27 protein-coding genes are annotated in these 26,762 nt (G+C 60.9%); 10 read left to right on the forward strand and 17 right to left on the reverse strand.

The genetic code is table 11. The features are described 5' to 3' along the window. Positions 1–61: 61 nt before the first annotated feature. The 5 genes from atuD to ppnP all read left to right on the forward strand — a co-directional run bounded on the left by atuD (position 62) and on the right by ppnP (position 4,985). Positions 62–1,219 (forward strand): citronellyl-CoA dehydrogenase, encoded by a 1,158-nt coding sequence (gene atuD, locus FEM54_RS00255; protein WP_017134976.1) that lies wholly within the window; start codon positions 62–64, stop codon positions 1,217–1,219. After that, entirely contained in the window at positions 1,216–1,977 is a 762-nt protein-coding gene (locus FEM54_RS00260) for an enoyl-CoA hydratase/isomerase family protein (protein WP_138448967.1), read from the forward strand. Before atuD ends, FEM54_RS00260 begins: the two co-directional genes overlap by 4 nt. Positions 1,978–2,103: 126 nt before the next feature. Continuing rightward, positions 2,104–4,020 carry an acetyl/propionyl/methylcrotonyl-CoA carboxylase subunit alpha gene (locus FEM54_RS00265; protein ID WP_138448968.1) on the forward strand — a complete coding sequence of 639 codons (1,917 nt, stop codon included), beginning with the start codon at positions 2,104–2,106 and terminating at the stop codon, positions 4,018–4,020. Between the two features lie 74 nt (positions 4,021–4,094). Beyond that, on the forward strand, positions 4,095–4,637 hold the full coding sequence (locus FEM54_RS00270; RefSeq protein WP_017134973.1) for a 3'-5' exonuclease: 543 nt from the start codon (positions 4,095–4,097) through the stop codon (positions 4,635–4,637). Between the two features lie 63 nt (positions 4,638–4,700). Further along, complete coding sequence (gene ppnP / locus FEM54_RS00275; RefSeq protein WP_010566373.1) at positions 4,701–4,985, forward strand: pyrimidine/purine nucleoside phosphorylase; 285 nt, start codon at positions 4,701–4,703, stop codon at positions 4,983–4,985. A gap of 48 nt (positions 4,986–5,033) precedes the next feature. On the opposite strand, the gene FEM54_RS00280 is transcribed toward ppnP, so the two are convergent. Both FEM54_RS00280 and FEM54_RS00285 read right to left on the reverse strand, forming a co-directional pair. Further along, complete coding sequence (locus FEM54_RS00280; RefSeq protein WP_017134972.1) at positions 5,034–5,840, reverse strand: MOSC domain-containing protein; 807 nt, start codon at positions 5,838–5,840, stop codon at positions 5,034–5,036. Between the two features lie 165 nt (positions 5,841–6,005). Continuing rightward, positions 6,006–6,941 carry a chemotaxis protein CheV gene (locus FEM54_RS00285; protein WP_017134971.1) on the reverse strand — a complete coding sequence of 312 codons (936 nt, stop codon included), beginning with the start codon at positions 6,939–6,941 and terminating at the stop codon, positions 6,006–6,008. Between the two features lie 535 nt (positions 6,942–7,476). On the opposite strand from FEM54_RS00285, the gene FEM54_RS00290 reads away from it, so the two are divergent. From FEM54_RS00290 to FEM54_RS00300, 3 genes are all read left to right on the forward strand, one after another. Beyond that, positions 7,477–7,926 (forward strand): hypothetical protein, encoded by a 450-nt coding sequence (locus FEM54_RS00290; RefSeq protein WP_169984806.1) that lies wholly within the window; start codon positions 7,477–7,479, stop codon positions 7,924–7,926. A 380-nt stretch (positions 7,927–8,306) separates the two neighbouring features. Beyond that, complete coding sequence (locus tag FEM54_RS00295) at positions 8,307–9,200, forward strand: sensor histidine kinase (RefSeq protein ID WP_138448970.1); 894 nt, start codon at positions 8,307–8,309, stop codon at positions 9,198–9,200. Continuing rightward, complete coding sequence (locus tag FEM54_RS00300) at positions 9,197–9,856, forward strand: response regulator transcription factor (RefSeq protein WP_017134968.1); 660 nt, start codon at positions 9,197–9,199, stop codon at positions 9,854–9,856. The genes FEM54_RS00295 and FEM54_RS00300 overlap by 4 nt, the downstream gene beginning before the upstream one ends. Here the strand turns inward: FEM54_RS00300 and yegS are convergent. After that, positions 9,815–10,735: a lipid kinase YegS gene (yegS, locus tag FEM54_RS00305; RefSeq protein WP_056861072.1), complete on the reverse strand. Its 921-nt coding sequence runs from the start codon at positions 10,733–10,735 to the stop codon at positions 9,815–9,817. The two genes, FEM54_RS00300 and yegS, sit on opposite strands and share 42 nt — an antisense overlap. A 199-nt stretch (positions 10,736–10,934) precedes the next feature. Between yegS and soxC the strand changes: the two genes are divergently transcribed. After that, on the forward strand, positions 10,935–12,227 hold the full coding sequence (gene soxC / locus FEM54_RS00310) for a sulfite dehydrogenase (protein WP_138448972.1): 1,293 nt from the start codon (positions 10,935–10,937) through the stop codon (positions 12,225–12,227). Beyond that, positions 12,214–12,798, forward strand: a complete 585-nt coding sequence (locus tag FEM54_RS00315) for a c-type cytochrome (protein WP_138448975.1) — start codon at positions 12,214–12,216, stop codon at positions 12,796–12,798. Before soxC ends, FEM54_RS00315 begins: the two co-directional genes overlap by 14 nt. Before the next feature lie 159 nt (positions 12,799–12,957). On the opposite strand, the gene FEM54_RS00320 is transcribed toward FEM54_RS00315, so the two are convergent. From FEM54_RS00320 to FEM54_RS00390, 14 genes are all read right to left on the reverse strand, one after another. Then, on the reverse strand, positions 12,958–13,350 hold the full coding sequence (locus tag FEM54_RS00320) for a DUF2802 domain-containing protein (RefSeq protein WP_017134964.1): 393 nt from the start codon (positions 13,348–13,350) through the stop codon (positions 12,958–12,960). Next, positions 13,351–13,833, reverse strand: a complete 483-nt coding sequence (locus FEM54_RS00325) for a chemotaxis protein CheW (RefSeq protein ID WP_017134963.1) — start codon at positions 13,831–13,833, stop codon at positions 13,351–13,353. It lies immediately after the preceding gene. Positions 13,834–13,895: 62 nt separating this feature from the next. Beyond that, a complete protein-coding gene (locus tag FEM54_RS00330; protein ID WP_099548890.1) occupies positions 13,896–14,681 on the reverse strand; it encodes a CheW domain-containing protein in 786 nt (261 codons plus the stop codon). Beyond that, positions 14,681–15,469: a ParA family protein gene (locus FEM54_RS00335; RefSeq protein ID WP_017134961.1), complete on the reverse strand. Its 789-nt coding sequence runs from the start codon at positions 15,467–15,469 to the stop codon at positions 14,681–14,683. Before FEM54_RS00335 ends, FEM54_RS00330 begins: the two co-directional genes overlap by 1 nt. 51 nt (positions 15,470–15,520) lie before the next feature. Continuing rightward, positions 15,521–16,408, reverse strand: a complete 888-nt coding sequence (gene motD / locus FEM54_RS00340; RefSeq protein WP_017134960.1) for a flagellar motor protein MotD — start codon at positions 16,406–16,408, stop codon at positions 15,521–15,523. 253 nt (positions 16,409–16,661) lie between these two features. After that, positions 16,662–17,402, reverse strand: a complete 741-nt coding sequence (locus FEM54_RS00350; protein ID WP_005790033.1) for a flagellar motor protein — start codon at positions 17,400–17,402, stop codon at positions 16,662–16,664. Further along, positions 17,402–18,523 (reverse strand): protein-glutamate methylesterase/protein-glutamine glutaminase, encoded by a 1,122-nt coding sequence (locus tag FEM54_RS00355; protein WP_138448977.1) that lies wholly within the window; start codon positions 18,521–18,523, stop codon positions 17,402–17,404. The genes FEM54_RS00350 and FEM54_RS00355 overlap by 1 nt, the downstream gene beginning before the upstream one ends. Before the next feature lie 48 nt (positions 18,524–18,571). Then, positions 18,572–20,797, reverse strand: coding sequence for a chemotaxis protein CheA (locus tag FEM54_RS00360; protein ID WP_138448979.1), 2,226 nt, complete (start codon positions 20,795–20,797; stop codon positions 18,572–18,574). An 11-nt stretch (positions 20,798–20,808) separates the two neighbouring features. Beyond that, on the reverse strand, positions 20,809–21,597 hold the full coding sequence (locus FEM54_RS00365; protein WP_099548887.1) for a protein phosphatase CheZ: 789 nt from the start codon (positions 21,595–21,597) through the stop codon (positions 20,809–20,811). A gap of 18 nt (positions 21,598–21,615) precedes the next feature. Continuing rightward, complete coding sequence (locus FEM54_RS00370; RefSeq protein ID WP_003192908.1) at positions 21,616–21,990, reverse strand: chemotaxis response regulator CheY; 375 nt, start codon at positions 21,988–21,990, stop codon at positions 21,616–21,618. 168 nt (positions 21,991–22,158) lie between these two features. Further along, positions 22,159–22,899: an RNA polymerase sigma factor FliA gene (gene fliA / locus FEM54_RS00375; RefSeq protein WP_017134957.1), complete on the reverse strand. Its 741-nt coding sequence runs from the start codon at positions 22,897–22,899 to the stop codon at positions 22,159–22,161. Further along, positions 22,896–23,729 carry a flagellar synthesis regulator FleN gene (gene fleN, locus FEM54_RS00380; protein ID WP_003192912.1) on the reverse strand — a complete coding sequence of 278 codons (834 nt, stop codon included), beginning with the start codon at positions 23,727–23,729 and terminating at the stop codon, positions 22,896–22,898. The genes fliA and fleN overlap by 4 nt, the downstream gene beginning before the upstream one ends. Before the next feature lie 105 nt (positions 23,730–23,834). Further along, positions 23,835–25,151, reverse strand: a complete 1,317-nt coding sequence (flhF, locus tag FEM54_RS00385) for a flagellar biosynthesis GTPase FlhF (protein ID WP_017134956.1) — start codon at positions 25,149–25,151, stop codon at positions 23,835–23,837. A gap of 11 nt (positions 25,152–25,162) precedes the next feature. Next, a partial coding sequence (locus FEM54_RS00390) for a flagellar biosynthesis protein FlhA (RefSeq protein WP_138448981.1) occupies positions 25,163–26,762 on the reverse strand: 1,600 nt, incomplete at its 5' end.

Here is a 26,762-nt window from a genome sequence, read left to right on the forward strand (position 1 = left end):
CACGCTCCGCGTGGTAACGCAGCCAAGGACGCTCCGCGTCCCAACAAGGAGAACAACAACAATGATCTTCACCCAGGAACACCAGGAACTGCGCCGCACCGTGCGTGCCTTCGTCGACCGCGAGATCAACCCGCACGTGGACGAGTGGGAAAAAGCCGGGCGCTTCCCCATTCACGAAATCTTCCGCAAGGCCGGCGACCTCGGCCTGCTGGGCATTTCCAAGCCGGAACAATTCGGCGGCATGGGCCTGGACTACAGCTACTCCATTGTCGCCGCCGAAGAATTCGGCACCATCCGCTGCGGCGGCATCCCCATGTCCATCGGCGTGCAAACCGATATGTGCACGCCCGCCCTCGCCCGCTTCGGCTCCGATGAACTGCGCGACGAATTCCTGCGCCCGGCCATCAGCGGCGAGCAAGTGGGTTGCATCGGCGTCTCGGAAACCGGCGCCGGCTCCGACGTGGCGGGGCTTAAAACCCACGCGCGCAAGGACGGCGGCGACTACGTGATCAACGGCAGCAAAATGTGGATCACCAACTCGCCCAGCGCCGACTTTATCTGCCTGCTGGCCAACACCTCCGACGACAAGCCGCATATCAACAAATCACTGATCATGGTGCCAATGACCACCCCAGGCATCAGCGTCAGCCCGCCGCTGGAAAAGCTCGGCATGCACAGCTCCGAGACCGCCCAGGTGTTTTTCGACGGTGTGCGCGTGCCGCAACGCAACCGCATCGGCCACGAAGGCGCGGGGTTCATGATGCAAATGCTGCAGTTCCAGGAAGAACGCCTGTTCGGCGCAGCCAATATGATCAAGGGCCTGGAGCATTGCATCGACAGCACCATCGAATACTGCAAAGAGCGCCAGACCTTCGGCAAGGCGCTGATCGACAACCAGGTCATCCACTTTCGCCTGGCCGAGCTGTCCACCGAAATCGAATGCCTGCGCGCGCTGGTCTACCAGGCCACCGAGCAATACATCAAAGGCCAGGATGTGACGCGACTGGCCTCCATGGCCAAACTCAAGGCCGGGCGCCTGGGCCGTGAGGTCAGCGACAGCTGCCTGCAATACTGGGGCGGCATGGGCTTTATGTGGGACAACCCGGTGGCCCGCGCCTACCGTGATGTGCGGCTGGTGTCGATTGGCGGCGGCGCCGACGAAATCATGCTGGGCATCATCTGCAAATTGATGGGCACCCTGCCCGGGAAAAAATCATGAACACCCTGCTGCTCGAGCCGCACAACGGCGTGCTGCACATCACCCTTAACCGCCCCGCCAGCCGCAATGCGATGAGCCTGGAGATGGTCAACGAACTGCGGTCGGTATTGGCACAATTGGACAGCCAGGTGCGCGCCGTGGTGATCAGCGGCGCCGGTGGGCACTTCTGTGCCGGGGCGGATGTGAAAGACATGGTCATGGCGGGCGGGCAGTTGCCGGCGCTGAACCGCGCCTTCGGCACCCTGCTGCAAGCCGTCGAAGCCGTGCCGCAAGTGGTGATCGTGGTGCTGCAAGGCGCGGTGCTGGGCGGCGGCTTTGGGCTGGCGTGCGTGAGTGATATCGCGATTGCCGACCACCAGGCGCAGTTCGGGCTACCTGAGACCAGCCTGGGCTTGTTGCCGGCGCAGATTGCGCCGTTTGTGGTCAAGCGCATTGGCTTGACCCAGGCACGCCGACTGGCGCTGACGGCGGCGCGGTTTGATGGGGTTGAGGCTGAGCGGTTGGGCGTGGTGCATTACGTCGAGCGCGATGCACAAGCATTGGCGGAACGATTGGATGAGGTGCTGGGGCAGGTGTTGCGCTGTGCGCCGGGGGCGAATGCGCGGACTAAAGCGCTGTTGCTCGCCAGTGTGGAACAACCGGTGGGCCCGCTGTTGGATCAGGCCGCAGAATGGTTTGCCGAGGCGGTGACGAGTGAAGAAGGGATTGAGGGGACGCAGGCGTTTGTGCAGAAGCGTAAGCCTGGGTGGTCTCGATGACGCCATCGCAGGCAAGCCAGCTCCCACAAGGGGAATGCATTTCAAACTGTGGGAGCTGGCTTGTCGGGTCGCCGCATCGCTGCGATAGGGGCCGAACATTCACCCAATGTGCCAAGGGATAAACCCATGCCTGCATTCACCAAAATCCTGATCGCCAACCGCGGCGAAATCGCCTGCCGCATCCAACGCACCGCCCAAGCCCTGGGCTACCGCACCGTCGCCGTCTACAGCGACGCCGACGCCCAGGCCCTGCACGTGCAAATGGCCGACGAAGCCGTCCACATCGGCCCCGCGCCGGTTAACCAGTCGTACCTCAACATCCCGGCCATCCTCGACGCCGCCAGACGCACAGGCGCCGACGCCATCCACCCCGGCTACGGCTTCCTCTCCGAAAACGCTGGATTCGCCCAAGCCTGCCTGGACGCCCGCCTCACCTTCATCGGCCCCAGCGTTGCCGCCATCGAGCTGATGGGCAGCAAACGCCAGTCCAAACTCGCCATGCTCGACGCGGGTGTGCCGTGCATCGCCGGTTACCAAGGCAATGCCCAGGATGACGCGACCTTGCAGCAAGAAGCCAACCGTATCGGCTACCCGCTGATGATCAAAGCCAGTGCCGGCGGTGGCGGGCGTGGCATGCGCCTGGTCCACGACGGCAGCCAACTGCTCGATCAACTGCGTACCGCACGCTCCGAAGCCCTCAACGCGTTTGGCAGCGACGAACTGATCCTCGAACAAGCTTTGATCGACCCGCGCCACGTTGAAATCCAACTGTTCGGCGACAGCCACAACAACCTCATTTACCTGGGCGAACGCGACTGCTCGATCCAGCGCCGCCACCAGAAAGTCATCGAAGAAGCGCCCTGCCCGGTGATGACACCTGCGCTGCGCCAAGCCATGGGCGAAGCTGCGCTGAAGGCTGGGCGTGCGGTCAATTACGTCGGCGCCGGCACCGTCGAATTTCTGCTCGACCGCAACGGCCACTTCTACTTCCTGGAGATGAACACCCGCCTGCAAGTGGAGCACCCGGTCACCGAACTGATCACGGGGTTGGACTTGGTTGAGTTGCAACTGAACATCGCCGCTGGCGAACCGCTGCCCTTGCAACAGGCCGACGTGACCCTGACCGGCCACGCCATGGAAGTGCGCCTGTACGCCGAAGACCCGGCCCAGGGCTTTTTGCCGCAAACCGGCGACGTGCTGCGCTGGGAGCCGGCTGCCCGGGTACGCATCGACCACGGCGTGCTTGAGGGCCAGCGCATCAGCCCGTTCTATGACGCCATGCTGGGCAAAATCATCGCCCACGGCGCCACCCGCGAAGAGGCCCGGCGCAAATTGCTGCGCGCAGTGCAAGACACCGTGTTACTGGGCGTCACCACCAACCAGGGTTTGCTGGTGGACCTGCTCGGGCAAGCGGACTTTATCGCAGGCGAGTTCAGTACCGGGTTTATCGCCAAACACTTCAATGACATCCCACGTCACGCCGCGACAAAGGAGCAGGTCGCGCTGGCCGCCGCACTGTTTTACCAACACAGCGCCAACACCCACCGCCAAGGCTTGTCGGGATGGCGCAACAAGGCCGCCTGGCGCTATCGCCTGGCGGTGAACGACGAGGTGCAGGACCTCGACGTCAACGTATTGGACGGCAACCATCTGCAAGCCAACGGCATCGAGATCCATGACCTGACCACCGACGGCCGCTGGGCCACACTGGTGATCGACGGCATTCGCCGTCGCCTGCCCTACCATCTGGACGACACTCAGCTCTGGCTGCCGGGCGTGAAGATCATCAACCGCACCCAACACGTCGCCAGCCGCCAGGCCGACGCCAGCACCGGCATCGTCAAGGCACCGATGGACGGCGCGATTGTCGATATCCGCGTGAGCACCGGTGAAAGCGTCAGCAAAGGCCAACTGCTGCTGGTGCTCGAAGCCATGAAAATGGAACATCCTCTGACGGCCGGCATCGACGGTGTGATCAAGGGTGTGCAGGTCGTCGCAGGTGATCAAGTGCGCAATCGCCAGGTTTTGCTGGAGATCGAATAACACCCTAGGCGGAACTACACGGCCCAGCTACGCTCTATCCCCATCAGGAAAGGACGAGTACGGGAACCTGCACGATGCCCCATTGGCTGATTATTGACCTTGAAGCCACAACGGATGAAGGCGGCTGGCCCGTGACGGAGATGGAAGTCATCGAGATCGGCGCCAGCCTCGTGAACCGCCAGGGCCGCGAATTGGATCACTTCCAGCGCTTTGTGCGGCCGCTGCGTCGCCCCTTGCTGACGCCGTTCTGTCGCCAACTCACGCATATCACCCAGGCCAACATCGACGCGGCGGCGCCGATCACCGAGGTGTGGCCCTTGTTTGAGCGTTGGCTGGGCCAACATCAAGCGCGCCTGGAAGGCTGGGCCAGCTGGGGCGACTACGACCGCGCGCAGCTTGAACTTGAATGGCAACGCCATGGCCTGACCAGCGCGCTCGCCCAGACCGCGCATGTGAACCTCAAGCAGCGTTTCGCCAAGGCCCGGCGGCTGGACAAGCCCTTGGGGCTCAACGGTGCGCTGCAATTGGCGGGGATGCAGTTCCATGGCCAGCAACATCGGGCACTCGAAGACGCGCGCAACACCGCACGCCTGCTGCCGTTGATTTTGCCGGTCTAGGCAGCACCCCCGGCCTTGGGCATACTGGCCGACCTTTCCAGACCCTTTTCCGAGGATTCACCCATGTTCAAAGTCAACGAGTACTTCGACGGCACCGTCAAGTCGATCGCTTTCGGCACCGCAGAGGGCCCTGCGACCATCGGCGTGATGGCACCGGGTGAATACGAATTCGGCACCGCCCAGCGTGAAATCATGCACGTGGTGTCCGGCGCCCTGTCCGTCAAGCTGCCAGACGCCAACGCCTGGGAAACCTTCGCCGCCGGCAGCCAGTTCAACGTGCCGGCCAACAGCAAGTTCCAACTGAAGGTTGCCGTAGACACCGCTTACCTGTGCGAATACCGCGGCTAAGGGTTACAGCGCAAAAAAAATGCCCGTCTCGCAGGAGACGGGCATTTTTTATTCCAGGATCGTCACGGGCATTCCGACGGCTAATTCGCCGCTGCCATCGTTGACCAGGTTCTGGCCGAACATCACGTCACCGCCCTGCTCACGGTAGGTCTTGAGTGTCGCCAGCGGCTCACGGTCGGCGCTGCGCTCGCCGCTGGCCGGGTCGATGGTGGTGAGGATGCAGCGCGAGCACGACTTGACCACGCGAAACTCCACGTCGCCGATACGCACGCGTTTCCAACCGTCTTCGGCGAAGGCCTCGCTGCCTTCAATCACTAGATTGGGACGGAAACGCAGCATTTCCATCGGCCGGCCGATGCGCTGGGACAAGTCGTCCAACGAGGCCTGGCCGATCAGCAGCAAGGGGAAACCATCGGCAAAACCGACCTGATCGTCGTCCTTGCCATAACCGGCCTCGGTAGTACGTGCACGTGCCAGCGGCACCTGCACCAGCCGCGTGGGCTTGCCGATAAAGTCGCTGACCCAGGCCGCCGCCGCATCGCCGGCATCCGGCACACGCAAGGTGTCGCGCCAAATAGTTACACCGCGCAACTCGGCATCGCTGCCCGGCAGCGCCACGTCCAGCGTGGCAAAGCCAGGCGAATTGAGGGTCAGGCCACCGGCGCTGTTCCACAACGCCGACAACTGGCTCATCTTCGCCACCGCCCGCTGGGTCAGGAATCGGCCACTGGCTTCGTCCACCAGCATCCAGCGTCGATCCCCATCCAGCCCGAGTTTATCCAGGCCGATGTGCTGCAAGGCTTCGGCCTTGCCGGACTTCAAGGGGTAACGGTACAGCGCGCTGAGACGAAGCATGGGCCTGCATTCCTGAGGGGGACAAAGCGCCACCCTATAGGACGGGACTTCCAGAATCAAAGGTCGCTGGAGCTCTTGTGACCGGTAAGCTTACTGTGGCGAGCCTGCTCGCCACAACAAGCCTGCCTGCCATCACGAGACTGCCTGCCACAAAAGGCCGCCTGCTCAGGCGGGCACTTCGTCCAACATCAAGCGTTGGCGCACCACATCCACCAGCTTGTCGGGCTGGAATTTGGACAGGAAGTTGTCGCAACCGACCTTCTTGACCATTGAGTCATTGAAGCTGCCCGACAGCGAGGTGTGCAGCACCACATAAAGGCCACGCAGGCGCGGGTCGTTGCGGATTTCGGTGGTCAGGCGGTAGCCGTCCATCTCGGGCATTTCGGCGTCGGTGAAGATCATCAGCAATTTGTCGGTCATGACCTGGCCGCTGTCGGCCCAGGCCTTGAGCATGTTCAGCGCCTTGAGGCCGTCGCTGGCAATGTGCATCTTCACGCCGAGTTGCCCCAGGGTGTCGCGCAGTTGCGAGAGGGCCACGTTGGAATCGTCCACCAGCAGCACTTCGCGGCCACGGGCACGTTCCAGCACCGGGTCTTCAAGTTTTTCCCGCGAGACTTTGGCGTTGTACGGCACGATTTCGGCGAGGACTTTTTCCACGTCGATGATTTCCACCAACTGGTCATCGACCTTGCTGATGGCCGTGAGGTAATGCTGGCGCCCGGCGCTGGCCGGTGGCGGCAGGATGGCTTCCCAGTTCATGTTGACGATGCGATCCACACCGCCCACCAGGAAGGCCTGCACCGAACGGTTGTACTCGGTGACGATAATCGTGCTGTTCGGCCCCGGCACCAGCGGGCGCATGCCGATGGCCTGTGACAGGTCGATGACCGGAAGGGTCTGGCCACGCAGGTTGACCACGCCGCATACAAACGGGTGACGCTGGGGCATCAGGGTCAACTTGGGCAGTTGCAGGACTTCCTGAACCTTGAACACGTTGATCGCAAACAATTGCCGCCCGGCCAGGCGAAACATGAGGATCTCCAGGCGATTCTCACCCACCAGTTGCGTGCGTTGATCTACCGTGTCGAGAATGCCGGCCATTAAAAGCTCCTGATGTGGGATTGTGCAGCTCACTTAAGGGTGGTTATCGGCGGCAAGCGCCAGACCTTGACCCCGGTAAAATGCCATGTAAATACATTGATGTCACACTGACATCATGGTTTACTGCAATCCGCTCTCCAGACGGCAGTACAGCGACCTTGCGCGACATTCAAATCGACGTAGGGTTCCGCTGTGTAAGGGATTCCCCTATGCACAATCAGGCCCGACCTGATATTCGCGATATCTAATAGCCATTAATGTGACGCCATTCTCATTGCATGAATGGAGTCAGGCTTTTGTTTGCCATCCCAAGCCCTCGGCCCACGGGTCTTCCAGACTTATACGTGGCGGCAACCAAAGTTGTGCAAATGACCCGAATGACCAGGGCCTTCCACGGCTACTCTGATCATTCAAGTAACGGTCCTACTGAAATTTCAGAAGCAGGCTACAGATCTCAGTCATATTTCAGCGGTAGTTTTACGCCATTCACCCGGTGCGACATCTCATCACCCGACCTTATGTTGCGGAGACTTGCATGATGAATAGCGCAAACGAATGGCAGACTGCACTTCCCGAGTTTCTGCTGGAAGCCGAAAAGCTTTTGGCCAAGTCAGAAGAGTGCCTGCACCATTTACATCTGATTCGCAACGACAGCGATGCCATCGACTGCATGAAAACCAGCCTGGCCAAGCTGGCGGAAAAAGCCGAAGGCCTGGCCCTGCAGGCGATCAGCGAGTTTTCCCGGCATATCCAATACCTGATCGCCAATGCCGCAAGCCCCATGGAGCTGCACGACCAGGCGCTGAGTGCCCTGCATGACTGCCTGACGCTGCTGGCCTGGCAATTGGAGCTGATCGACATCCGCACCGGCGAACTGACGCTGGATGACAGCGAACAAACCACACTGATCGCGACCGTCACTTTGCAGATCCCGCAGAAAGACTTCACGCATAAACCACAACAGCGCGTACATCACGCGTCCTGAGTACTGACAGGTCGTATTTGATCGTCGAGTTATCTAAAAACGACCGTACATTAAACGGTCGACAATGATGCGTGGGCGATATATATCAATTAGCCATCAACGCAATATCGATACAAACAAACCAAATTAATATAACTATGCTGAGTAAACCGCTGGCTCTTTGAACTACGGAGTCAGGTTCCTCGGCGTTTGGCGCAGATTAGGCGGCACCGGGTAAGGCGCCAGGCGACCGACGGTAATAGTGGTGGTACTATGCCCCGTTCGAAGTGACTCAACTTCATCATGTATAAAAAAACGTTCCAGCACCGTATTCCACACAGAGCCCTGTCAGCCGCAGTGACCGGTCTTCCCGCAGCGAACCTTCATTGGCTCCATCCGCTATGTACGCCAGCCTAAAGTCACTCATCGCAAGGTCCGTGTCCCGCAGCAATGCTCGCCGCCTGGCCCTCGCCCTGTGCCTTTGCTCGCTGTTCGTCAGTCTGTGGGCCTACACACGCTCAGCTCCCCTGCCTTTGTTGATAGTGCTGCTCAACCTGGCCACCCTGATGGTGGTGGGGCTGCAGCAGTGGCGCTCGCGCAAGTCGATAAAATTCCAGCCGCAGGAACTGGCCGACCGCCTGCTACAGGTCCAGGAAAACGAACGCCACCGCCTCAGCCGCGAACTGCATGACGATATCGGCCAACTGCTGACCGCCGCCAAACTGCAAAGCGAATGGCTCAAGCGTCGCCTGCCCGACGACCTGCAAAGCCAATGCACGGTGTTATGCAATACCTTGAACGAAACCCTGGCCAAAGTGCGCGACGTGTCCGCCATCCTCAACCCCCGCCAGTTGGCCAGCCTGGGCCTTGAGGCGAGCCTGCGCGCGCACTTGCTCAAGACCCTGGAAAACACCTCGGTGCACTGGAGCCTGGAATGCCAGCAGCGCCTGACCGGCATCCCGGAAGAAATGGCCGTGGCCGCCTTTCGCATCACCCAGGAAGCGGTGACCAATATGTTGCGCCATGCCCAGGCGCAGAATTTGCTGGTACGCCTGCAACGCCTGCCCGAAGGCCTGTCGCTGATGATCTGCGATGACGGCCTGGGCTTTTCACCGGCGACCAACCCAGGCCTTGAAGGCCAACGAGGCATGGCCGGCATGACCGAGCGCATCGACCAACTGGGCGGTGCATTGTCTGTCAGCAGCCAGCCAGGCAAAGGCACACGCATCGACGCGCTTTTTCCCTGGGCGCCCCGCGCCCTCGAACGGGCCAATTCCCCTAAGGTTCTCGAGTGACTTGCAACTTACTCCTGGTGGATGACCACGCACTAATCCGGGCCGGCGTACGCGCGCTGATCCAGGATATCCAAGGCTACAGCGTGATCGGCGAGGCCAGCGATGGCGCGCAATTGCTGGAGACATTCAGCGCGCTGCAGCCAGATATCGTGCTGCTCGACCTGTCGATGAAATACACCGGCGGCCTCGACGCCCTTCAGCAACTCAAGGCGGCCTACCCCAAAAGCAAGGTGCTGATCCTGTCGATGCACACCGACCCGGAGCTGATCATGCGCGCGCTGGAGTCCGGCGCCCATGGCTACCTGCTCAAGGACACCACCGCCAGCGAGCTGGAACATGCCCTGCTGGCCTTGCGTAACAACGAGCGCTACCTGAGCCCTGCGATTGCCCACACGGTGATCAACCAGGCGCTGATCCGCAGCCAGGGGCCTGTCTCCTCCGCCGCCGACAGCCATAACCTTACGGCGCGCCAGCTGGAGATCCTGCGTTTGATCGTGCGCGGCAAGTCCACCCGGGAAATCGCCCATGGCCTGGGCTTGAGTATCAAGACAGTGGAAGCGCATCGCTCGCAGATCATGAAACGCCTGCAGATCTTCGACGTGGCGGGCCTGGTGTTATTCGCCGTTCGCGAGCAGATCATCAGCCTGGACGACTAACGGCGAGCCCAGCGGCAAGTGCACGCGCAGGGCCTTGGGCAGCGCGGAAAAACGCAGGTCATCGCCTTTCAATGGCTCGCCATCAAGGTTGATATACAGCCCTTCGGCCACTTTGATCTCGACCCATGGCAGGCGCGCGCGGACAAACATATTGTCCAGGCCCCAGCCGTCACTCATCAGGGTCATCAGCGTGCCGACCACTTCCTGGGGCGCCGGCAAAATACTGATATCAAGCAAGCCATCATCGGCCAGCGCGCCAGGGCACAGCACATGCCCACCGCCCGCCTGGCGGCCGTTGCCGATGCCCAGTGCAAGCAAATCGCCCTTCCAGTGAAAGCCCGGCCCTTCCAGCTCGCCATACGCCGCCTTCAACTCGCTGAAACGCGACAGCCCGGTGAACAGATACGCCGCGCCGCCCAGCACTTTTTTCAGGTCTTCAGAGGTATTGGCGGTGACCTGGCTGCCAAAGCCGCCGGTGGCCATATTGAGGAACATCTGCCCACCGGCCTGACCGAGGTCGATGGCCCTGGGCGGCACATCCAGCAGCGCCAGCGCGCGTTCAGGCTCCAGCGGCACACCGGCGGCGCGGGCAAAGTCGTTGGCGGTGCCCAACGGCATCAACACCAGGCTGGCGTCGGTCTTGGCCAAGGCCATGGCCTCGGCTACATCACGCAACGTGCCGTCGCCACCACCGGCGATCAAGTGGGTATAACCGTCGGCCAAGGCTTCATTGACCAGGCGCTGGGCATCGCCGCCCTCCCACGTCACCCGTACCGCCAGCTCCCAACCCTGCTCGCGCCGGGCCTGCACGGCAGCGCGCACGTCCTCATTGAGGGCTTGCTTGCCGTGCAGGATCAACAGTGCTTTGGGGGTGGTCATGGGGGCATTCTCCTGGGTTCAAGGGTTCCTGAAGGATGTGGACCTTTGAGGAGAAGAAAAAAGCCATCCGCTTGAAAATTAATTCGTCGCCGGGTTACATCAATTTCAAAGCCTGCGATTAAAAACCGACTACATTAAAACCAATGGTGCAGCGTTAACCGCTGGCGAGTCGCCAAAATTTTTGCTCAGGAGAGCCAGAATGAAAGACGACTCAACAGACGATAAACCCGCAATCGCCGCGCCCCTGGCTCGCCGGGACTTCCTCGGCAAAACCAGCCTGCTGGTTGGCAGCGCCGCGCTCGGGGTTGCTTTTGGCCCGTTGGCGCGCGCGGCACAATCTCCCGGATCAGCCGATGAACAACTGGAAGTGCCGGCCTGGACAAAAACCTTGGGCGGTCCCACCGGTGTGCCCTACGGTAAACCGTCCAGCTTTGAGACGGATGCGGTGCGCAATCTCTACCCCGGGCTTACCGAGCGCATGTCGGCTTACAGTACTTCGCCCCTGCAGGAACTGGACGGCATCATTACGCCCAACGGGCTGTTTTTTGAACGCCATCACGCCGGCGTGCCAGCGATTGATCCGGCCAGGCACTTCCTGGTGATTCATGGGCTGACCGACACAGCCTTGCTGTTCACCCTCGATGAGCTACGCCAGTTTCCCGCCGTCTCGCGCATCCACTTCATCGAATGCTCGGGCAACCCTTCATTCCTGCCGCCCTGGGGCAAAACCGCCGCTGAAGTCGCGGGCCTGGTCAGCTGTGCCGAGTGGATCGGCGTGCCGCTGAAAACCTTGCTGCACGCGTCTGGCCTTAAGCCAGGGGCGAAATGGGTTGTGGCTGAAGGCGCCGATGGCGCTGCCATGACCCGCAGCCTGCCGCTCGAAAAATGCCTGGATGACGTGTTGGTCGCCTACAGCCAAAACGGCGAAAGGCTGCGCCCCGAGCAAGGTTACCCCCTGCGTCTTATCGTTCCGGGTTATGAAGGCAATACCCACATCAAGTGGCTGCGCCGCCTGCATGTCACCGATGCCCCGGCGTACAGCCGTGAAGAAACGGCCAAATACACCGACTTGATGCCAGATGGGCGAGCCAGGAAGTTCTCCTTCGTGATGGAGTGCAAGTCACTCATCACGGCCCCGTCCGGCACCCAGACACTCACCCGCAAAGGCCCGCATGAAATACGCGGGATCGCCTGGAGCGGCAACGGAAAAATCACCCGCGTGGACGTGTCCGTCGACGGCGGGAACAACTGGTATGCGGCCACGCTGCAGGAGCCGGTGCTGAACAAATGCCTGACGGTGTTTCGCGCGCCCTTCCAATGGCTGGGCAAAGAAATGCTCATCATGAGCCGCGCCATCGACGAGACCGGCTACGTGCAACCCAGCCTGGAACAATTGAAAGCCGTGCGCGGGGACTTCTCGTTCTACCACAACAATGCAATCCAGCCCTGGCGCATCAACGCCAATGGGGAGGTGAGCAATGGCCGTGCATAACCTTACCGCCATGGCATTGGGGCTACTGAGCATGGGCGTGGTCGCATGCGCATCGACGGCTGCGCAATCCGGCTTGGGGCAGCCGGTGACAGAGCACTACATCGCCCGCTGGAACATCGACGTCGCTCCCGATGGCAAGAGCCTGCCCGCCGGACAAGGCACGGTCATGGAAGGCGAAAAGGTCTATCAAACCAGCTGCCTTGGCTGCCACGGCGCCAACCTGGAGGGCGGCACTGGCCCGGCACTAATGGGCGGCGCAGGCTCGCTCCCCACATCCAAACCGGTCAAAACTGTCGGCAGTTATTGGCCCTACGCAACCACCCTGTTCGACTATGTCAGGCGCACCATGCCCTTCCAGCAACCACAGTCGTTGAGCAATGATCAGGTGTACGCAGTGGTGGGTTATATCCTGAACAAAAACGAGATAGTGGAAGCGAACGCCACGGTGGATGCTGCCACCCTCACTCATCTGAAGATGCCCAATCGCGACGGCTTCTACGTCGACGACAGGCCGGATGTGCGTGTGGAGCCTTGCTATAAGGATTGTATCGGTAGCCCGAAAGCACATTGATGCGCTTTTGATCCAACCACTCCGGTCGGCTTTCGATCTCAAGCGCAGATCAAAAGACCGCTGATTTCGCCATCGAAAAGGATGTAATGGCCAGAGCAACAGAACAATACTCGGCCAGCTCCCACATTTCGACCGCGGTGTCTCAGAGGATCGCCGCAATCAGCTCTTGTGCAACTTGCTCATCAACTGCGCCTCAGCCTGGGTCAACCCACACGACTGCGTCAGCTCATCCACCGTCGCCCCCATGCCGACCAATTTGGCCGCCTGGGCAAACGACAGGCTTGAAGGATCACGCTGCTCAATCTGCGCCAACTTATCCGGCAACGGCCCAAGAATCGCGCGCAGTTCATGCACTTCATCCCCGACCTTCACCGCACTCTGCTGGAAGTGATCCACACGCTTGACCAAATCCAGAATCCGTCGGTCACGCACAGCATCGCGCTCGGCCTGCTGCACGGCCAGTTCCCGTTGCTGGCGCATATAGCGCAGCAGGAATGCCAACGTCCCGGCCCACAACAGGGCCAGGACAATCACCGCCGCATCAAGGAACAATCAGATGCTCTCCAGTTCCGACCATTCTTCTTCGCTCATCATCTTGTCCAGCTCAACCAGAATCAACAGCTCGTTGTTCTTGTTGCACACGCCCTGGATGAACTTGGCCGACTCTTCGTTACCGACGTTCGGCGCGGTTTCCACTTCCGATTGGCGCAGGTAAACCACTTCAGCCACGCTGTCGACCATGATACCGACCACTTGCTTGTCGGCTTCGATGATCACGATACGCGTGTTGTCGTTGACTTCAGTAGGCATCAGGCCAAAACGCTGGCGGGTGTCGATCACCGTCACCACGTTGCCACGCAGGTTGATGATGCCCAGCACGTAGCTCGGCGCGCCTGGAACCGGGGCGATTTCGGTGTAGCGCAGCACTTCCTGCACGCGCATCACGTTAATGCCGTAGGTTTCATTGTCCAGTTTGAAGGTAACCCATTGCAGGATCGGATCATCCAAACCTTGTGCGGATGCTGACTTGTTCATACCCCTGACCCCTTCAGTGTGTGCTTCTTCGACCGCGCAACCGCACGGCCCTTATTGTTCAATCAACTGCGTTTGTTCTGTGGCATCGTCTTGACCGCCCCACTGGCGATCAACTCGGCCAGTTCGGCGACGTCGAGCAACGCGCACATATGTTCAATCACGGTGCCCGCCAGCCAAGGCCGCTGGCCCCGGTGGCTGCGCCACTTGATTTCATTCGGGTCCAGGCGCAACGAGCGGCTGACTTGATGCACCGCCAGCCCCCACTCGTAGCCCTGCACCGAGATCACGTATTGCAAGCCCTGGCGAAAATCATCGCGGTAGCGGTCGGGCATCACCCAGCGCGCCGTATCCAGCACCTTGAGGTTGCCGGCCTGGCTGGGCAGGATGCCGAGGAACCACTCCGGTTGCCCGAACAGCGGCGTCAGCTCCTGGCCTTCCAGCGAGTAGATCGACCCCAGGCACACCAGCGGCACCGCCAGGGTCAACCCGGCGACGTCGAACAGCAGGCACTCGAACGGCTCGGCCGCCCACGATGGGCGACCGTCACCCGTGACCGGCGGCGGCGTGATGCTCGGCGGCAGGTGCACATCGACCACCGGTTCAACCACCACGGGCGTGACCACCACGGGCGCAGGCACAATCGGCACCACCACGTGGGCATCACGAGCCTGTTCTTCCAGCACCGCTAACTGAAATTCATCCAGGGTGCTTTCGGGTTCGACTACGGCCGGTTCAAGGACCAGAATCGGCTCGGGCAATTCTTCTGCCGTCGCATCCTGCAACAAGGCATCCAGGTAGGATTCCAGTGCCAGTTGCGGCCGGGTCTTAAGCTCAACGGGACGGTTCATCACGCCACCTGCGCCACAAGTTGCTGGGACAGCAGATGTTTAAGCAACGCACGGTAAGCCAGTACGCCACGGCTCTTGCCGTCGAACTGCGACGGCGTGAGCCCGGCGCGGCTGGCGTCACGCAAGCGCGTGTCCACCGGAATGTAGCCGTTCCAGATCGTTTCCGGGTAAGCATCGCGCAACACCCGCAAGGTGCCCAGCGACGCTTGGGTACGACGGTCGAACAGTGTAGGCACGATGCTGAACGGCAGCGCCTGTTTGCGCGAACGGTTGATCATCGCCAAGGTGCTGACCATACGCTCCAGGCCTTTGACCGCCAGGTGTTCGGTCTGTACCGGGATCACCAACTGCTGGCTGGCCGCCAAGGCATTGACCATCAGCACGCCCAGCAACGGTGGGCTGTCGATGATCGCGTAGTCGAAGTCCTGCCACAGTTGCGCCAGGGTCTTGGCGATCACCAGGCCCAGGCCGCTCTGCCCCGGCGACTGGCGCTCAAGGGTCGCCAGCGCGGTACTCGACGGCAACAGCGAAATGCTCTCGTTGCTGGTGGGCAGCAGCAATTGCCCGGGCAAATCTGCCGGTACGCTGCCCTTGTGCAGGAACAGGTCGTAACAGCTGTGCTCCAGCGCATCCGGGTCATAGCCGAAATAACTGGTCATCGAGCCGTGCGGGTCCAGGTCGACCACGACCACACGCTTGCCCGCCTCGGCCAGCAAGCCGGCCAAGGCGATGGACGTGGTGGTCTTGCCGACTCCACCCTTTTGATTGGCAACTGCCCAGACTCTCATTCAGTTGGTTCCTCCCGGTAGGCTAAGGCGCGACCGAGACATTACATAACATTATTGAGCCGGTGACGGAGAATTGACGGCGCTCTGACGAACCGGCGGCTTAACGGTTGGCGGTGCAGTTTGTGTGCCAGCCCGCTTCAAGGCTGCATCCGGTGTTGCGTTGGCAGTACCGGTGCCGGTCAGGCTGCGGCGCACATCCAGGTTACGTGACACCACCAGCACCACACGGCGGTTGCGCGCGCGGCCTTCGGCAGTGGCGTTATTGGCCACCGGTTGGAACTCACCGTAACCCACCGACGCCAGGCGCCCAGGGTTCACGCCCTGCATCGCGAGCATGCGCACGATGCTTGAGGCCCGTGCCGATGACAGCTCCCAATTGGTCGGGTATTGCGCGGTGCTGATCGGGAAATTATCGGTAAAGCCTTCGACGTGGATCGGGTTCTCAAACGGTTTGAGAATCGCCGCCACCTTGTCGATGATGGTAAACGCCTGATCGCTCGGCAACGCATCGGCGCTTGCGAACAGCAGGCTCGAATTAAGCTCGATCTCCACCCACAACTCATTACCGCGCACGGTCATCTGGTTGGATTTGATCAAGTCGCCAAACGCGGCACTGATGTCATCGGCGATGCTTTTGAGCGGGTCGCTGGTGCCACCGATGCCGGCGGCGGTTTCGTCACTGTCATTGACCAGCGGCTTGGCCGGCGTCACGGTCTTGGGCCGCTCCTCGCCAATCGGGATCGGCTTGAGCGAGCGGTCGGTGTCGTTGAACACGCCCACCAGCGCCTGGGAAATAATCTTGTACTTGCCTTCGTTGATCGACGAAATGGAGTACATCACCACAAAAAACGCGAACAGCAAGGTGATGAAGTCGGCGTAGGACACCAGCCAGCGTTCATGGTTGACGTGCTCTTCAGGCTCGCGGCGACGACGGCTCACAGGCAGATACCTCCCTGACCCCTATTGAGCGCTTCACTGTGGGCCACTTCACGGGTGCCCGCTTCACTGTGGCGAGCGAGCTTGCTCGCGCTGGGGCGCGAAGCGGCCTCACTCCAGGCAATGCGTTTGTTCAGGCAGGTTGCGGTGTATGGTTTTGGGGCTGCTTCGCAGCCCAGCGTGAGCAAGCTCACTCGCCACAACAAGTTCGCTCGCCACATAACGCTCACTGGCCACAGGTCGATGTGCATGGGCATTAATCCATGAAGCCCTGGAGCTTCAATTCGATGGAGCGCGGGTTCTCGCCCTCGGCAATCGACAAGATGCCTTCCAGCAGCATTTCGCGGTAACGCGATTGGCGCATGGCGATCGACTTGAGTTTGCTTGCCACCGGCAACAACACCAGGTTGGCACTCGCCACGCCGTAAATGGTGGCGACAAACGCCACGGCAATGCCGCTGCCCAGCTGCGACGGGTCGGCCAGGTTGCCCATCACGTGGATCAGGCCCATCACGGCACCGATGATGCCGATGGTCGGCGCGTAGCCGCCCATGCTTTCAAAGACTTTGGCGGCGTTGATGTCGCGGCTTTCCTGGGTGTAGAAATCCACCTCAAGGATGCTGCGAATCGCCTCGGGTTCGGCGCCATCGACCAGCAATTGCAGGCCTTTGCGTGCATAGCTGTCGGGCTCGGCATCGGCCACGCCTTCCAGGCCCAGCAGGCCTTCCTTGCGCGCGGTGAGGCTCCAGTTGACCACACGGTCGATGCCGCCGGGCAGGTCCACGCGCGGCGGGAAGATAATCCACACCAGAATCTGCATGGCGCGCTTGAACGAACTCAGCGGCGACTGCAACAGCGCCGCGCCCACAGTACCGCCAATCACGATCAGCGCCGCCGGGCCATTGGCCAAGGCGCCGAGGTGGCCGCCTTCCAGGTAGTTGCCGCCGATAATCGCGACAAACGCCATGGTGATGCCAATCAGGCTCAAGACATCCATCAGAGGCAGGCCTCCACCAGATGTTTGCCAATGTCGTCCAGGCTATAAACCGCGTCAGCCAGGTCCGCCTTGACGATGGCCATGGGCATGCCATAAATCACGCAGCTGGCTTCGTCCTGGGCCCAGATCGCGCTGCCGCCCTGCTTGAGCAGGCGTGCGCCTTCACGGCCATCGGCGCCCATGCCGGTGAGTACCACCGCCAGAACTTTGTCGCCGTAGGACTTGGCCGCCGAGCCGAAGGTGATATCCACGCACGGCTTGTAGTTCAAGCGCTCGTCGCCCGGCAGGATTTTGATCGCGCCACGGCCGTCGACCATCATCTGCTTGCCGCCCGGTGCCAGCAGCGCCAGGCCAGGTCGCAGGATGTCACCATCCTCGGCCTCCTTGACGCTGATGCGGCACAGCTTGTCCAGGCGCTCGGCAAAGGCCTTGGTGAAGGCGGCGGGCATGTGCTGGATCAACACGATCGGCGCAGGGAAGTTGGCCGGCAGTTGAGTCAACACGCGTTGCAAGGCCACCGGGCCGCCAGTGGATGTACCAATGGCGACCAGCTTGTAGGCTTTGCGCTTGGGCGCAGGCGAATGCGCGCTCGGTGCCGGGGCCCGCACCGGCGCCACTGCAGGCCGGGCGATCGGTGCCGGTGCCGGGCGCGCAAACGTCGAGGTGGTCGGCGTCGGCGCGGCTACCGGCGCGGGCGCAGGCGCACTGAACAGGCTGCGACGATTACTGCGCGAAATGCTGTGCACCTTCTCGCACAGCATCTGCTTGACCTTGTCGGGGTTGCGCGAGATGTCTTCGAAATTCTTCGGCAGGAAGTCCACCGCACCCGCGTCCAACGCATCCAGGGTCACCCGGGCGCCTTCGTGGGTCAGCGAGGAGAACATCAACACCGGGGTCGGGCAGCGCTGCATGATGTGCCGGACTGCGGTGATGCCATCCATCATCGGCATCTCGTAGTCCATGGTGATCACGTCCGGTTTCAACGCAATGGCTTGATCAATCGCCTCTTTACCGTTGGTGGCCGTGCCGACCACCTGGATGGTTGGATCGGCGGAAAGAATTTCCGAGACGCGGCGGCGGAAGAAACCCGAATCGTCCACCACCAGGACCTTGACTGCCATAAACACTCCGTTAGGCGGGGCGGGCACTACCGCCCTGCCCCACCAGAATCAAATACGCCGAGCGGCGTAACGCTTGAGCATGCTCGGAACATCAAGAATCAGCGCGATCCGACCGTCACCGGTGATGGTCGCACCCGACATGCCTGGGGTTCCCTGCAGCATTTTGCCCAAAGGCTTGATGACCACTTCTTCCTGGCCCACCAGTTGATCGACCACAAAGCCAATGCGCTGGGTGCCCACGGACAGAATCACCACATGGCCCTCGCGCTGCTCTTCATGCTTGGCCGAAGCCACCAGCCAGCGCTTGAGGTAGAACAGTGGCAACGCCTTGTCGCGCACGATCACCACTTCCTGGCCGTCCACCACGTTGGTGCGTGACAGGTCGAGGTGGAAGATCTCGTTGACGTTGACCAGCGGGAAGGCGAACGCCTGGTTGCCCAGCATCACCATCAGGGTCGGCATGATCGCCAAGGTCAACGGCACCTTGATCACGATCTTGGAGCCCTGGCCCTTGGTCGAGTAGATGTTGATCGAGCCGTTGAGCTGGCTGATCTTGGTCTTCACCACGTCCATGCCCACGCCACGGCCGGACACATCGGAAATCTCGGTCTTGGTCGAGAAGCCCGGCGCGAAGATCAGGTTGTAGCATTCGGTGTCGGTCAGGCGGTCGGCGGCGTCCTTGTCCATCACGCCGCGCTTGACCGCGATATTACGCAGAATCGCCGGGTCCATGCCTTTGCCGTCATCGGTGATCGACAGCAGGATATGGTCGCCTTCCTGCTCGGCCGCCAGAATCACCTTGCCGTTACGCGACTTGCCCGAGGCTTCGCGTTCTTCCGGGGTTTCGACGCCATGGTCGACGGCGTTGCGCACCAAGTGGACCAGCGGGTCGGCCAGGGCCTCGACAAGGTTTTTGTCGAGGTCGGTTTCTTCACCCACCAGTTCCAGGTTGATTTCTTTCTTGAGCTGGCGCGCGAGGTCGCGAACCAGGCGCGGGAAACGGCCGAAGACTTTCTTGATCGGCTGCATGCGCGTTTTCATTACGGCGGTCTGCAAGTCTGCGGTGACCACGTCGAGGTTCGACACGGCCTTTTGCATGGCTTCGTCGCCGCTGTTCAGGCCCAGGCGCACCAGGCGGTTACGCACCAGCACCAGTTCGCCGACCATGTTCATGATGTCGTCCAGGCGCGCGGTATCAACCCGCACGGTGGTTTCGGCTTCACTGGCAGGCTTTTCGGCTACCGGCGCCGCTGCGGCACGCGCAGGTGCGGCAGCCGGTGCCGGTGCGGGCTTGGCAGCCACAGGCGCGGCGGCTTTGGCTGGCGCAGGTTTGGCAGCCACAGGCGTTGCAGTCGCTGCTGCGGCCGGGGCCACTTCAGAGAACTTGCCTTTGCCATGCAACTCGTCGAGCAGCGCTTCGAATTCGTGATCGGAGATCAGGCCGTCAGCGGCAGGCTCAACGCTGGCAGGCGCAGCGCTGGCGGCAGGTGCGGCCGCGATGGCGGCGACTTCCGGCAAGGCTTCGGCAGCAAACGTGCCCTTGCCATGCAGTTGGTCGAGCAGTGCTTCGAATTCGTCGTCGGTAATGTCGGTGGCGCTTGTAGATGTGGCAGACGCAGCAGGCGCTGCCGACTCAGCAGCAGGTGCCACGGCGTCCGGCGCAAACTGGCCTTTACCGTGCAACTGGTCGAGCAGGGATTCGAATTCTGCGTCGGTAATGTCTTCGCTGGTCGGCACGGCAGGCGTAGCCACCGCTTGCGGTGCTTCAGCTTCGGCTTTCACCGCGCTCAGGGAGTTGAGCAGCTGTTCGAACTCGCTGTCGGTCACATCCGGCTCGGCTTCAACTTCAGGCTCAGGCGCGGCGACCGGCGCAACCGAGGTATCGGCAGGTTCGGCCAGGCGTGCCAGCGCAGCCAGCAGCTCCGGCGTGGCAGCAGTGATCGGCGCACGCTCGCGCACCTCGCTGAACATGCCGTTGACCGCATCCAATGCTTCGAGAATCACGTCCATCAGTTCCGAGTCGACGTGACGCTCACCCTTGCGCAGGATGTCGAACACGTTCTCGGCGATGTGACAGCACTCCACCAGCTCATGGAGCTGGAGGAAGCCGGCGCCCCCTTTTACAGTGTGAAAACCGCGAAAAATTGCATTGAGCAGGTTCGCATCATCCGGTCGGCTTTCCAGCTCGACCAGTTGTTCGGACAGTTGCTCTAAAATTTCGCCGGCCTCTACAAGGAAATCCTGAAGGATTTCTTCATCGGCGCCGAAGCTCATGTGGGTGCTCCTTAGAAGCCTAAACTGGATAACAGGTCATCTACGTCATCCTGACCTGACACAACGTCTTCACGTTTATCGGCATGAATCTGCGGACCTTCACCCTTGGCGAGATGTTTTTGTGGATCTTTTTCCGAGAGGATCGCTGCGCGGTCATGTTCGATGCCGGCAAAACGGTCGACCTGGCCGGCCATCAGTACCAATTTGAGCAAGTTGCTTTCCACTTCGGTGACCAGTTGGGTCACGCGCTTGATCACTTGACCGGTGAGGTCCTGGTAATCCTGGGCCAGCAGAATGTCATTGAGGTTGCTGGCCACCGTGCGGTTTTCCTGTTCGGTGCGCGACAGAAAGCCCTCGACCCGACGCGCCAACTCACGAAACTCCTCAGCCCCCACTTCCCGGCGCATGAAGCGGCCCCAGTCAACGCTGAGCGCCTGAGCTTCGGTGGCCATGCCATTGACCAAGGGCGTGGCGTTTTCCACCAGGTCCATGGTGCGGTTGGCCGCCGCCTCAGTCAGCCGGACCACATAGGACAGGCGTTCGGTGGCATCGGTGATCTGCGAGATTTCTTCGGCCTGGGGCATGTGCGGGTCAATCTGAAAATTGACGATTGCACTGTGCAGCTCGCGTGTGAGCTTGCCCACTTCCTGATACAGGCCGCGGTCACGGGTCTGGTTAAGCTCATGGATCAACTGCACCGCGTCGCCGAACTGGCCTTTTTCAAGGCTGTCGACCAACTGGTGAGCATGCTTTTTCAGGGTCGATTCAAAATCGCCCTGTGACGTTTCTTTATGCTCCATAGCTCCCCCGTGGTGACATCAGCCGTGGATGCGTTCGAAGATTTTTTCGATCTTCTCTTTCAAGGCCAATGCAGTGAATGGCTTGACCACGTAACCGTTAACCCCGGCTTGGGCGGCTTCGATGATCTGTTCACGCTTGGCTTCGGCGGTCACCATCAACACAGGCAAGCTGCGCAGTTTTTCATCGGCGCGCACGTGACGCAGCAAGTCGATACCGGTCATGCCCGGCATGTTCCAGTCGGTTACCAGAAAGTCGATGCTCCCGCTGTTGAGGATCGGAATCGCCGTCAGGCCGTCATCCGCCTCGACCGTGTTGGTGAACCCAAGGTCACGCAACAGGTTTTTTATGATCCGCCGCATCGTTGAGAAGTCATCAACGATGAGGATTTTCATGTTCTTGTCCAATTCGACCTCCAAGCAGTCTTAAACGCGCCCAGCACCTGGACGCGCCATTTCAATCAACAGGCGTTACACAAAAAGGACTGCCCAGGGCACCACGGCACGAACCCGCAAAAGCGTAGAGCCTTTGCGGTAGCGTCTGCAGTGTCCCCACACTGCCTGTCAGCGCGCGCGCCACTCTCCCAATCGCCCCCGCAAGCGGGCGGCGCACTGGCTATGCAGCTGGCTGACACGCGATTCGCTGACCCCCAGGACCTCACCGATTTCCTTGAGGTTCAGCTCTTCGTCGTAGTACAGCGCCAACACCAGTCGCTCACGCTCCGGCAAATTGGCAATCGCCTCCGCCAACGCGCTCTGGAAACGTTCGTCTTCCAGGTCGCGCGACGGTTCCAGATGTGCACTCGCGCCGTCCTCGTGCAGCCCTTCGTGTTCGCCGTCCTGCAAAAGGTCGTCGAAACTGAACAGGCGGCTGCCCAAGGTATCGTTCAAAATCCCGTAGTAATCGTCGAGACTCAATTGGAGTTCGGCCGCAACTTCATGATCTTTAGCGTCACGACCGGTTTTTGCTTCAATTGCACGAATTGCGTCACTGACCATACGCGTATTGCGGTGTACCGAACGCGGCGCCCAATCCCCTTTACGCACTTCATCGAGCATCGCACCGCGTATGCGAATACCCGCATACGTCTCGAAACTCGCGCCCTTGCTCGCGTCGTATTTGGTCGACACTTCGAGCAGGCCGATCATGCCGGCCTGGATCAAGTCCTCAACCTGCACACTGGCAGGCAGGCGTGCCAGTAAGTGATAGGCAATGCGCTTGACCAAGGGCGCATAGCGCTCGATCAGTTCGCCCTGACTGTCACGTGCCGACTTTTTGTAAAGGTTGTAGCCGCTGGATGTCATAGCACAGGTCCCGCGCTCGTCTGATGCACCAATCGCTCGACGAAAAACTCCAGATGCCCCCGAGGGTTGGCAGGCAACGGCCAAGTATCGACCTTCTGAGCAATAGCCTTGAACGCCAATGCGCACTTCGAACGAGGGAACGCTTCATAGACTGCACGCTGCTTTTGCACAGCCTTGCGCACACACTCGTCATAAGGAACTGCGCCCACGTATTGTAAGGCGACATCGAGGAAGCGATCCGTGACCTTGGTCAACTTGGCAAACAGATTTCGCCCTTCCTGCGGGCTTTGGGCCATGTTGGCCAGCACGCGGAAGCGGTTCATGCCGTAGTCACGGTTAAGCAGTTTGATCAGGGCATAGGCGTCGGTGATCGACGTGGGTTCGTCGCACACCACCAGCAGCACTTCTTGCGCGGCGCGCACGAAGCTGACCACGGACTCGCCGATCCCGGCGGCGGTGTCGATCACCAGCACATCGAGGTTGTCGCCGATGTCGCTGAACGCCTGAATCAGGCCGGCATGCTGCGCCGGGCTCAGGTGCACCATGCTCTGGGTGCCTGAGGCAGCCGGCACGATGCGAATGCCACCGGGGCCTTGCAGCAGCACATCGCGCAGCTCACAACGGCCTTCGATCACATCGGCAAGGGTGTGTTTGGGTGTCAGCCCCAGCAGAACGTCCACGTTCGCCAGGCCCAGGTCAGCATCCAGCAGCATGACGCGACGGCCAAGCTCTGCCAGGGCCAGGGACAAATTCACTGACACGTTAGTTTTCCCGACGCCACCTTTGCCGCCGGTCACCGCGATCACCTGTACGGGATGCATGCTGCCCATTTTATTTCTTTACCTTGTCTTGCTTAGACGCAGGCTACATGGCTTGGCCGCGTGAATCGCTTGCAGACCATCGATGTAGATACATTTCACGGTGTTCATCCTGCCTCACCCCACCCGCTTAGCCGGGTTGTGGTAAAGGTCGGCGAACATATCGGCCATCGCTTCCTCGCTAGGCTCTTCTTGCATTTGCACGCTGACAGCACGGCTGACCAACTGATGACGGCGCGGCAGATGCAAATCATCCGGGATCCGCGGCCCGTCGGTCAGGTAGGCAACCGGTAACTCATGACTGATAGCCAGGCTCAACACCTCGCCCAGGCTCGCAGTTTCGTCGAGCTTGGTGAGAATGCAACCGGCCAGGCCACAGCGTTTGTAGCTGTGGTAGGCAGCGGTAAGAACCTGTTTCTGGCTGGTGGTTGCAAGCACCAGGTAATTTTTCGATTTGATGCCACGCCCGGCCAGGCTTTCAAGCTGCATGCGCAGTGCCGGGTCGCTGGCTTGCAGGCCGGCCGTGTCGATCAACACCACGCGCTTGCGCAGCAGTGGGTCGAGCGCATTAGCCAGCGACTGGCCAGGGTCGACGTGGGTCACTGTCACATTGAGGATGCGGCCCAAGGTCTTGAGCTGCTCCTGGGCGCCGATGCGATAGCTGTCCATGCTCACCAGCGCGATGTTCTGCGCGCCGTACTTGAGCACATAACGCGCGGCCAGCTTGGCCAGGGTGGTGGTCTTGCCCATGCCGGCGGGGCCGACCATGGCAATCACACCGCCCTCTTCCAGCGGTTCGATTTCCGGCGTGGCGATCATGCGCGCCAGGTGCGCCAGCAACATGCGCCAGGCTTGGCGCGGCTCTTCGACTTCAGCCGTCAGTGCAAGCAAATCGCGCGACAACGGGCCGGACAGGCCGATGCGTTGCAGGCGACGCCACAGGTTGGCCTGGTGCGGTTTGCTGCCTTGCAGTTGCGTCCACGCCAGCGAGCCCAGCTGTACTTCGAGCAGCTCACGCAGGCCATTGAGTTCAAAACGCATCGAGTCGAGCGCGCGCTGGTCGACAGCGGCGGCCGGGGCTGGCGCTGCAGGACGCGGCGGTTCTTTGAAGGTCGGTTCTACCAACGGCTCGGCGGCGGTCAGCGGCAGGCCGGCGAACAATTGGCGATTGGTGCTGGCATCGCTGTCGCCACGCATGCTCAATTCAGCCTGGGCCGAGACAATGCGCGAAGCGGTCTTGCGCAGTTCGTCTTCGAGTTCCATGTTCGGCACGCGCGGCGCCAGCGCCGACGGGGTGTAATCCAGGGCAGCCGTCAGCTCGACACCGCCGGCAATGCGACGGTTTCCAATAATCGCGGCATCGGCGCCCAGCTCATCACGTACCAGTTTCATGGCCTGACGCATATCGGCGGCGAAAAAACGCTTAACTTGCATAACCCACTACCTCAGCCGTTGGGCCCTACTGTCGCGACGATAGTCACTTGCTTATTGTCAGGAATTTCCTGATAAGCCAAAACGTGCAAATTCGGAACTGCCAGGCGACCAAACCGCGACAACATCGCTCGAACCGGGCCTGCCACCAGCAGAATCACCGGGTGGCCCGCCATTTCCTGACGCTGGGCGGCTTCGATCAACGAACGCTGCAGTTTCTCAGCCATGCTTGGCTCCAGCAGAACGCCCTCTTCCTGGCCAAGTCCGGCCTTCTGAATACTATTGAGCAATATTTGTTCCAACCTTGGTTCCAAGGTGATCACAGGCAGCTCAGACTCAATGCCTACAATGCTTTGCACGATGGCGCGGGACAACCCGACACGCACCGCGGCCACCAAAGCGGCAGTATCTTGACTCTTGGCGGCATTGTTGGCGATGGCCTCGGCAATGCTGCGAATGTCGCGCACCGGCACCTGTTCGGCGAGCAAGGCTTGCAGCACCTTGAGCAACTGCGACAGTGACAGCACGCCGGGTACCAGTTCTTCGGCCAGTTTCGGCGAGGCTTTGGCCAGCAAACCCATCAATTGCTGGACTTCCTCGTGGCCGATCAGCTCATGGGAGTGCTTGTAGAGGATCTGGTTGAGGTGGGTAGCGACCACGGTGCTGGCGTCGACCACGGTGTAACCGAGCGATTGTGCCTGGCTGCGCTGGCTGACTTCGATCCATACCGCTTCCAGGCCAAAAGCCGGATCTTTGGCGGTAATGCCATTAAGCGTGCCGAACACCTGGCCAGGGTTGATCGCCAACTCACGATCCGGGTAGATCTCGGCTTCGGCCAGGATCACGCCCATCAGGGTCAGGCGGTAGGCGCTGGGGGCCAAATCAAGGTTGTCGCGGATGTGCACGGTGGGCATCAAGAAGCCCAGGTCCTGGGACAGCTTCTTGCGCACACCCTTGATCCGCGCGAGCAGTTGGCCACCCTGGTTGCGGTCCACCAGCGGAATCAGGCGGTAGCCGACTTCCAGGCCGATCATGTCGATCGGGGTCACGTCATCCCAGCCCAGCTCCTTGGTTTCCTGGGCGCGGGCCGGGGATGGCAGCAAGTCTTGCTGGCGGGCGATTTCCTGCTGGGCCTGGACCTTGACGGCATTTTGCTTGCGCCAGAACAGGTAGGCACCACCGGCGGCCATGGCCGCCATGCTCAGGAACGATACGTGCGGCATGCCCGGCACGATGCCCATGATCGCCATGATGCCGGCGGCCACGGCCAGCGCCTTGGGCGAGGCGAACATCTGGCGGCTGATCTGCTTGCCCATGTCTTCGGAGCCCGAAGCACGGGTGACCATGATGGCTGCAGCTGTGGATAACAACAGTGATGGCAATTGCGCCACTAAACCGTCACCAATGGTCAGCAAGGCGTAGACCTTGCCCGCATCGCCGAAGGTCATGCCGTGCTGGAAGATCCCGACCGCGATGCCACCGATCAGGTTGATAAACAGGATCAACAGGCCGGCGATGGCGTCGCCGCGCACGAATTTACTCGCGCCGTCCATGGAGCCATAGAATTCGGCTTCCTGGGCGACTTCCAAGCGGCGGGATTTGGCTTGGTTCTGG

It is taken from the genome of Pseudomonas edaphica, assembly GCF_005863185.1.
Classification (GTDB): Bacteria; Pseudomonadota; Gammaproteobacteria; order Pseudomonadales; family Pseudomonadaceae; genus Aquipseudomonas; species Aquipseudomonas edaphica.

Excerpts from the sequence above, each read along its gene's own strand:
- soxC (WP_138448972.1), top strand. The coding sequence starts at position 10,935 with ATGAAAGACGACTCAACAGACGATAAACCCGCAATCGCCGCGCCCCTG.
- FEM54_RS00265 (WP_138448968.1), top strand. The coding sequence starts at position 2,104 with ATGCCTGCATTCACCAAAATCCTGATCGCCAACCGCGGCGAAATCGCC.
- FEM54_RS00335 (WP_017134961.1), bottom strand. The coding sequence starts at position 15,469 with ATGAGAGTCTGGGCAGTTGCCAATCAAAAGGGTGGAGTCGGCAAGACC.
- FEM54_RS00360 (WP_138448979.1), bottom strand. The coding sequence starts at position 20,797 with ATGAGCTTCGGCGCCGATGAAGAAATCCTTCAGGATTTCCTTGTAGAG.
- FEM54_RS00260 (WP_138448967.1), top strand. The coding sequence starts at position 1,216 with ATGAACACCCTGCTGCTCGAGCCGCACAACGGCGTGCTGCACATCACC.
- FEM54_RS00270 (WP_017134973.1), top strand. The coding sequence starts at position 4,095 with ATGCCCCATTGGCTGATTATTGACCTTGAAGCCACAACGGATGAAGGC.
- FEM54_RS00295 (WP_138448970.1), top strand. The coding sequence starts at position 8,307 with ATGTACGCCAGCCTAAAGTCACTCATCGCAAGGTCCGTGTCCCGCAGC.
- flhF (WP_017134956.1), bottom strand. The coding sequence starts at position 25,151 with ATGCAAGTTAAGCGTTTTTTCGCCGCCGATATGCGTCAGGCCATGAAA.
- yegS (WP_056861072.1), bottom strand. The coding sequence starts at position 10,735 with ATGACCACCCCCAAAGCACTGTTGATCCTGCACGGCAAGCAAGCCCTC.
- fliA (WP_017134957.1), bottom strand. The coding sequence starts at position 22,899 with ATGACATCCAGCGGCTACAACCTTTACAAAAAGTCGGCACGTGACAGT.
- FEM54_RS00280 (WP_017134972.1), bottom strand. The coding sequence starts at position 5,840 with ATGCTTCGTCTCAGCGCGCTGTACCGTTACCCCTTGAAGTCCGGCAAG.
- FEM54_RS00350 (WP_005790033.1), bottom strand. The coding sequence starts at position 17,402 with ATGGATGTCTTGAGCCTGATTGGCATCACCATGGCGTTTGTCGCGATT.
- FEM54_RS00325 (WP_017134963.1), bottom strand. The coding sequence starts at position 13,833 with ATGAACAAGTCAGCATCCGCACAAGGTTTGGATGATCCGATCCTGCAA.
- ppnP (WP_010566373.1), top strand. The coding sequence starts at position 4,701 with ATGTTCAAAGTCAACGAGTACTTCGACGGCACCGTCAAGTCGATCGCT.
- FEM54_RS00365 (WP_099548887.1), bottom strand. The coding sequence starts at position 21,597 with ATGGAGCATAAAGAAACGTCACAGGGCGATTTTGAATCGACCCTGAAA.
- FEM54_RS00315 (WP_138448975.1), top strand. The coding sequence starts at position 12,214 with ATGGCCGTGCATAACCTTACCGCCATGGCATTGGGGCTACTGAGCATG.
- FEM54_RS00290 (WP_169984806.1), top strand. The coding sequence starts at position 7,477 with ATGATGAATAGCGCAAACGAATGGCAGACTGCACTTCCCGAGTTTCTG.
- fleN (WP_003192912.1), bottom strand. The coding sequence starts at position 23,729 with ATGGGCAGCATGCATCCCGTACAGGTGATCGCGGTGACCGGCGGCAAA.
- FEM54_RS00285 (WP_017134971.1), bottom strand. The coding sequence starts at position 6,941 with ATGGCCGGCATTCTCGACACGGTAGATCAACGCACGCAACTGGTGGGT.
- atuD (WP_017134976.1), top strand. The coding sequence starts at position 62 with ATGATCTTCACCCAGGAACACCAGGAACTGCGCCGCACCGTGCGTGCC.
- FEM54_RS00330 (WP_099548890.1), bottom strand. The coding sequence starts at position 14,681 with ATGAACCGTCCCGTTGAGCTTAAGACCCGGCCGCAACTGGCACTGGAA.
- FEM54_RS00370 (WP_003192908.1), bottom strand. The coding sequence starts at position 21,990 with ATGAAAATCCTCATCGTTGATGACTTCTCAACGATGCGGCGGATCATA.
- FEM54_RS00355 (WP_138448977.1), bottom strand. The coding sequence starts at position 18,523 with ATGGCAGTCAAGGTCCTGGTGGTGGACGATTCGGGTTTCTTCCGCCGC.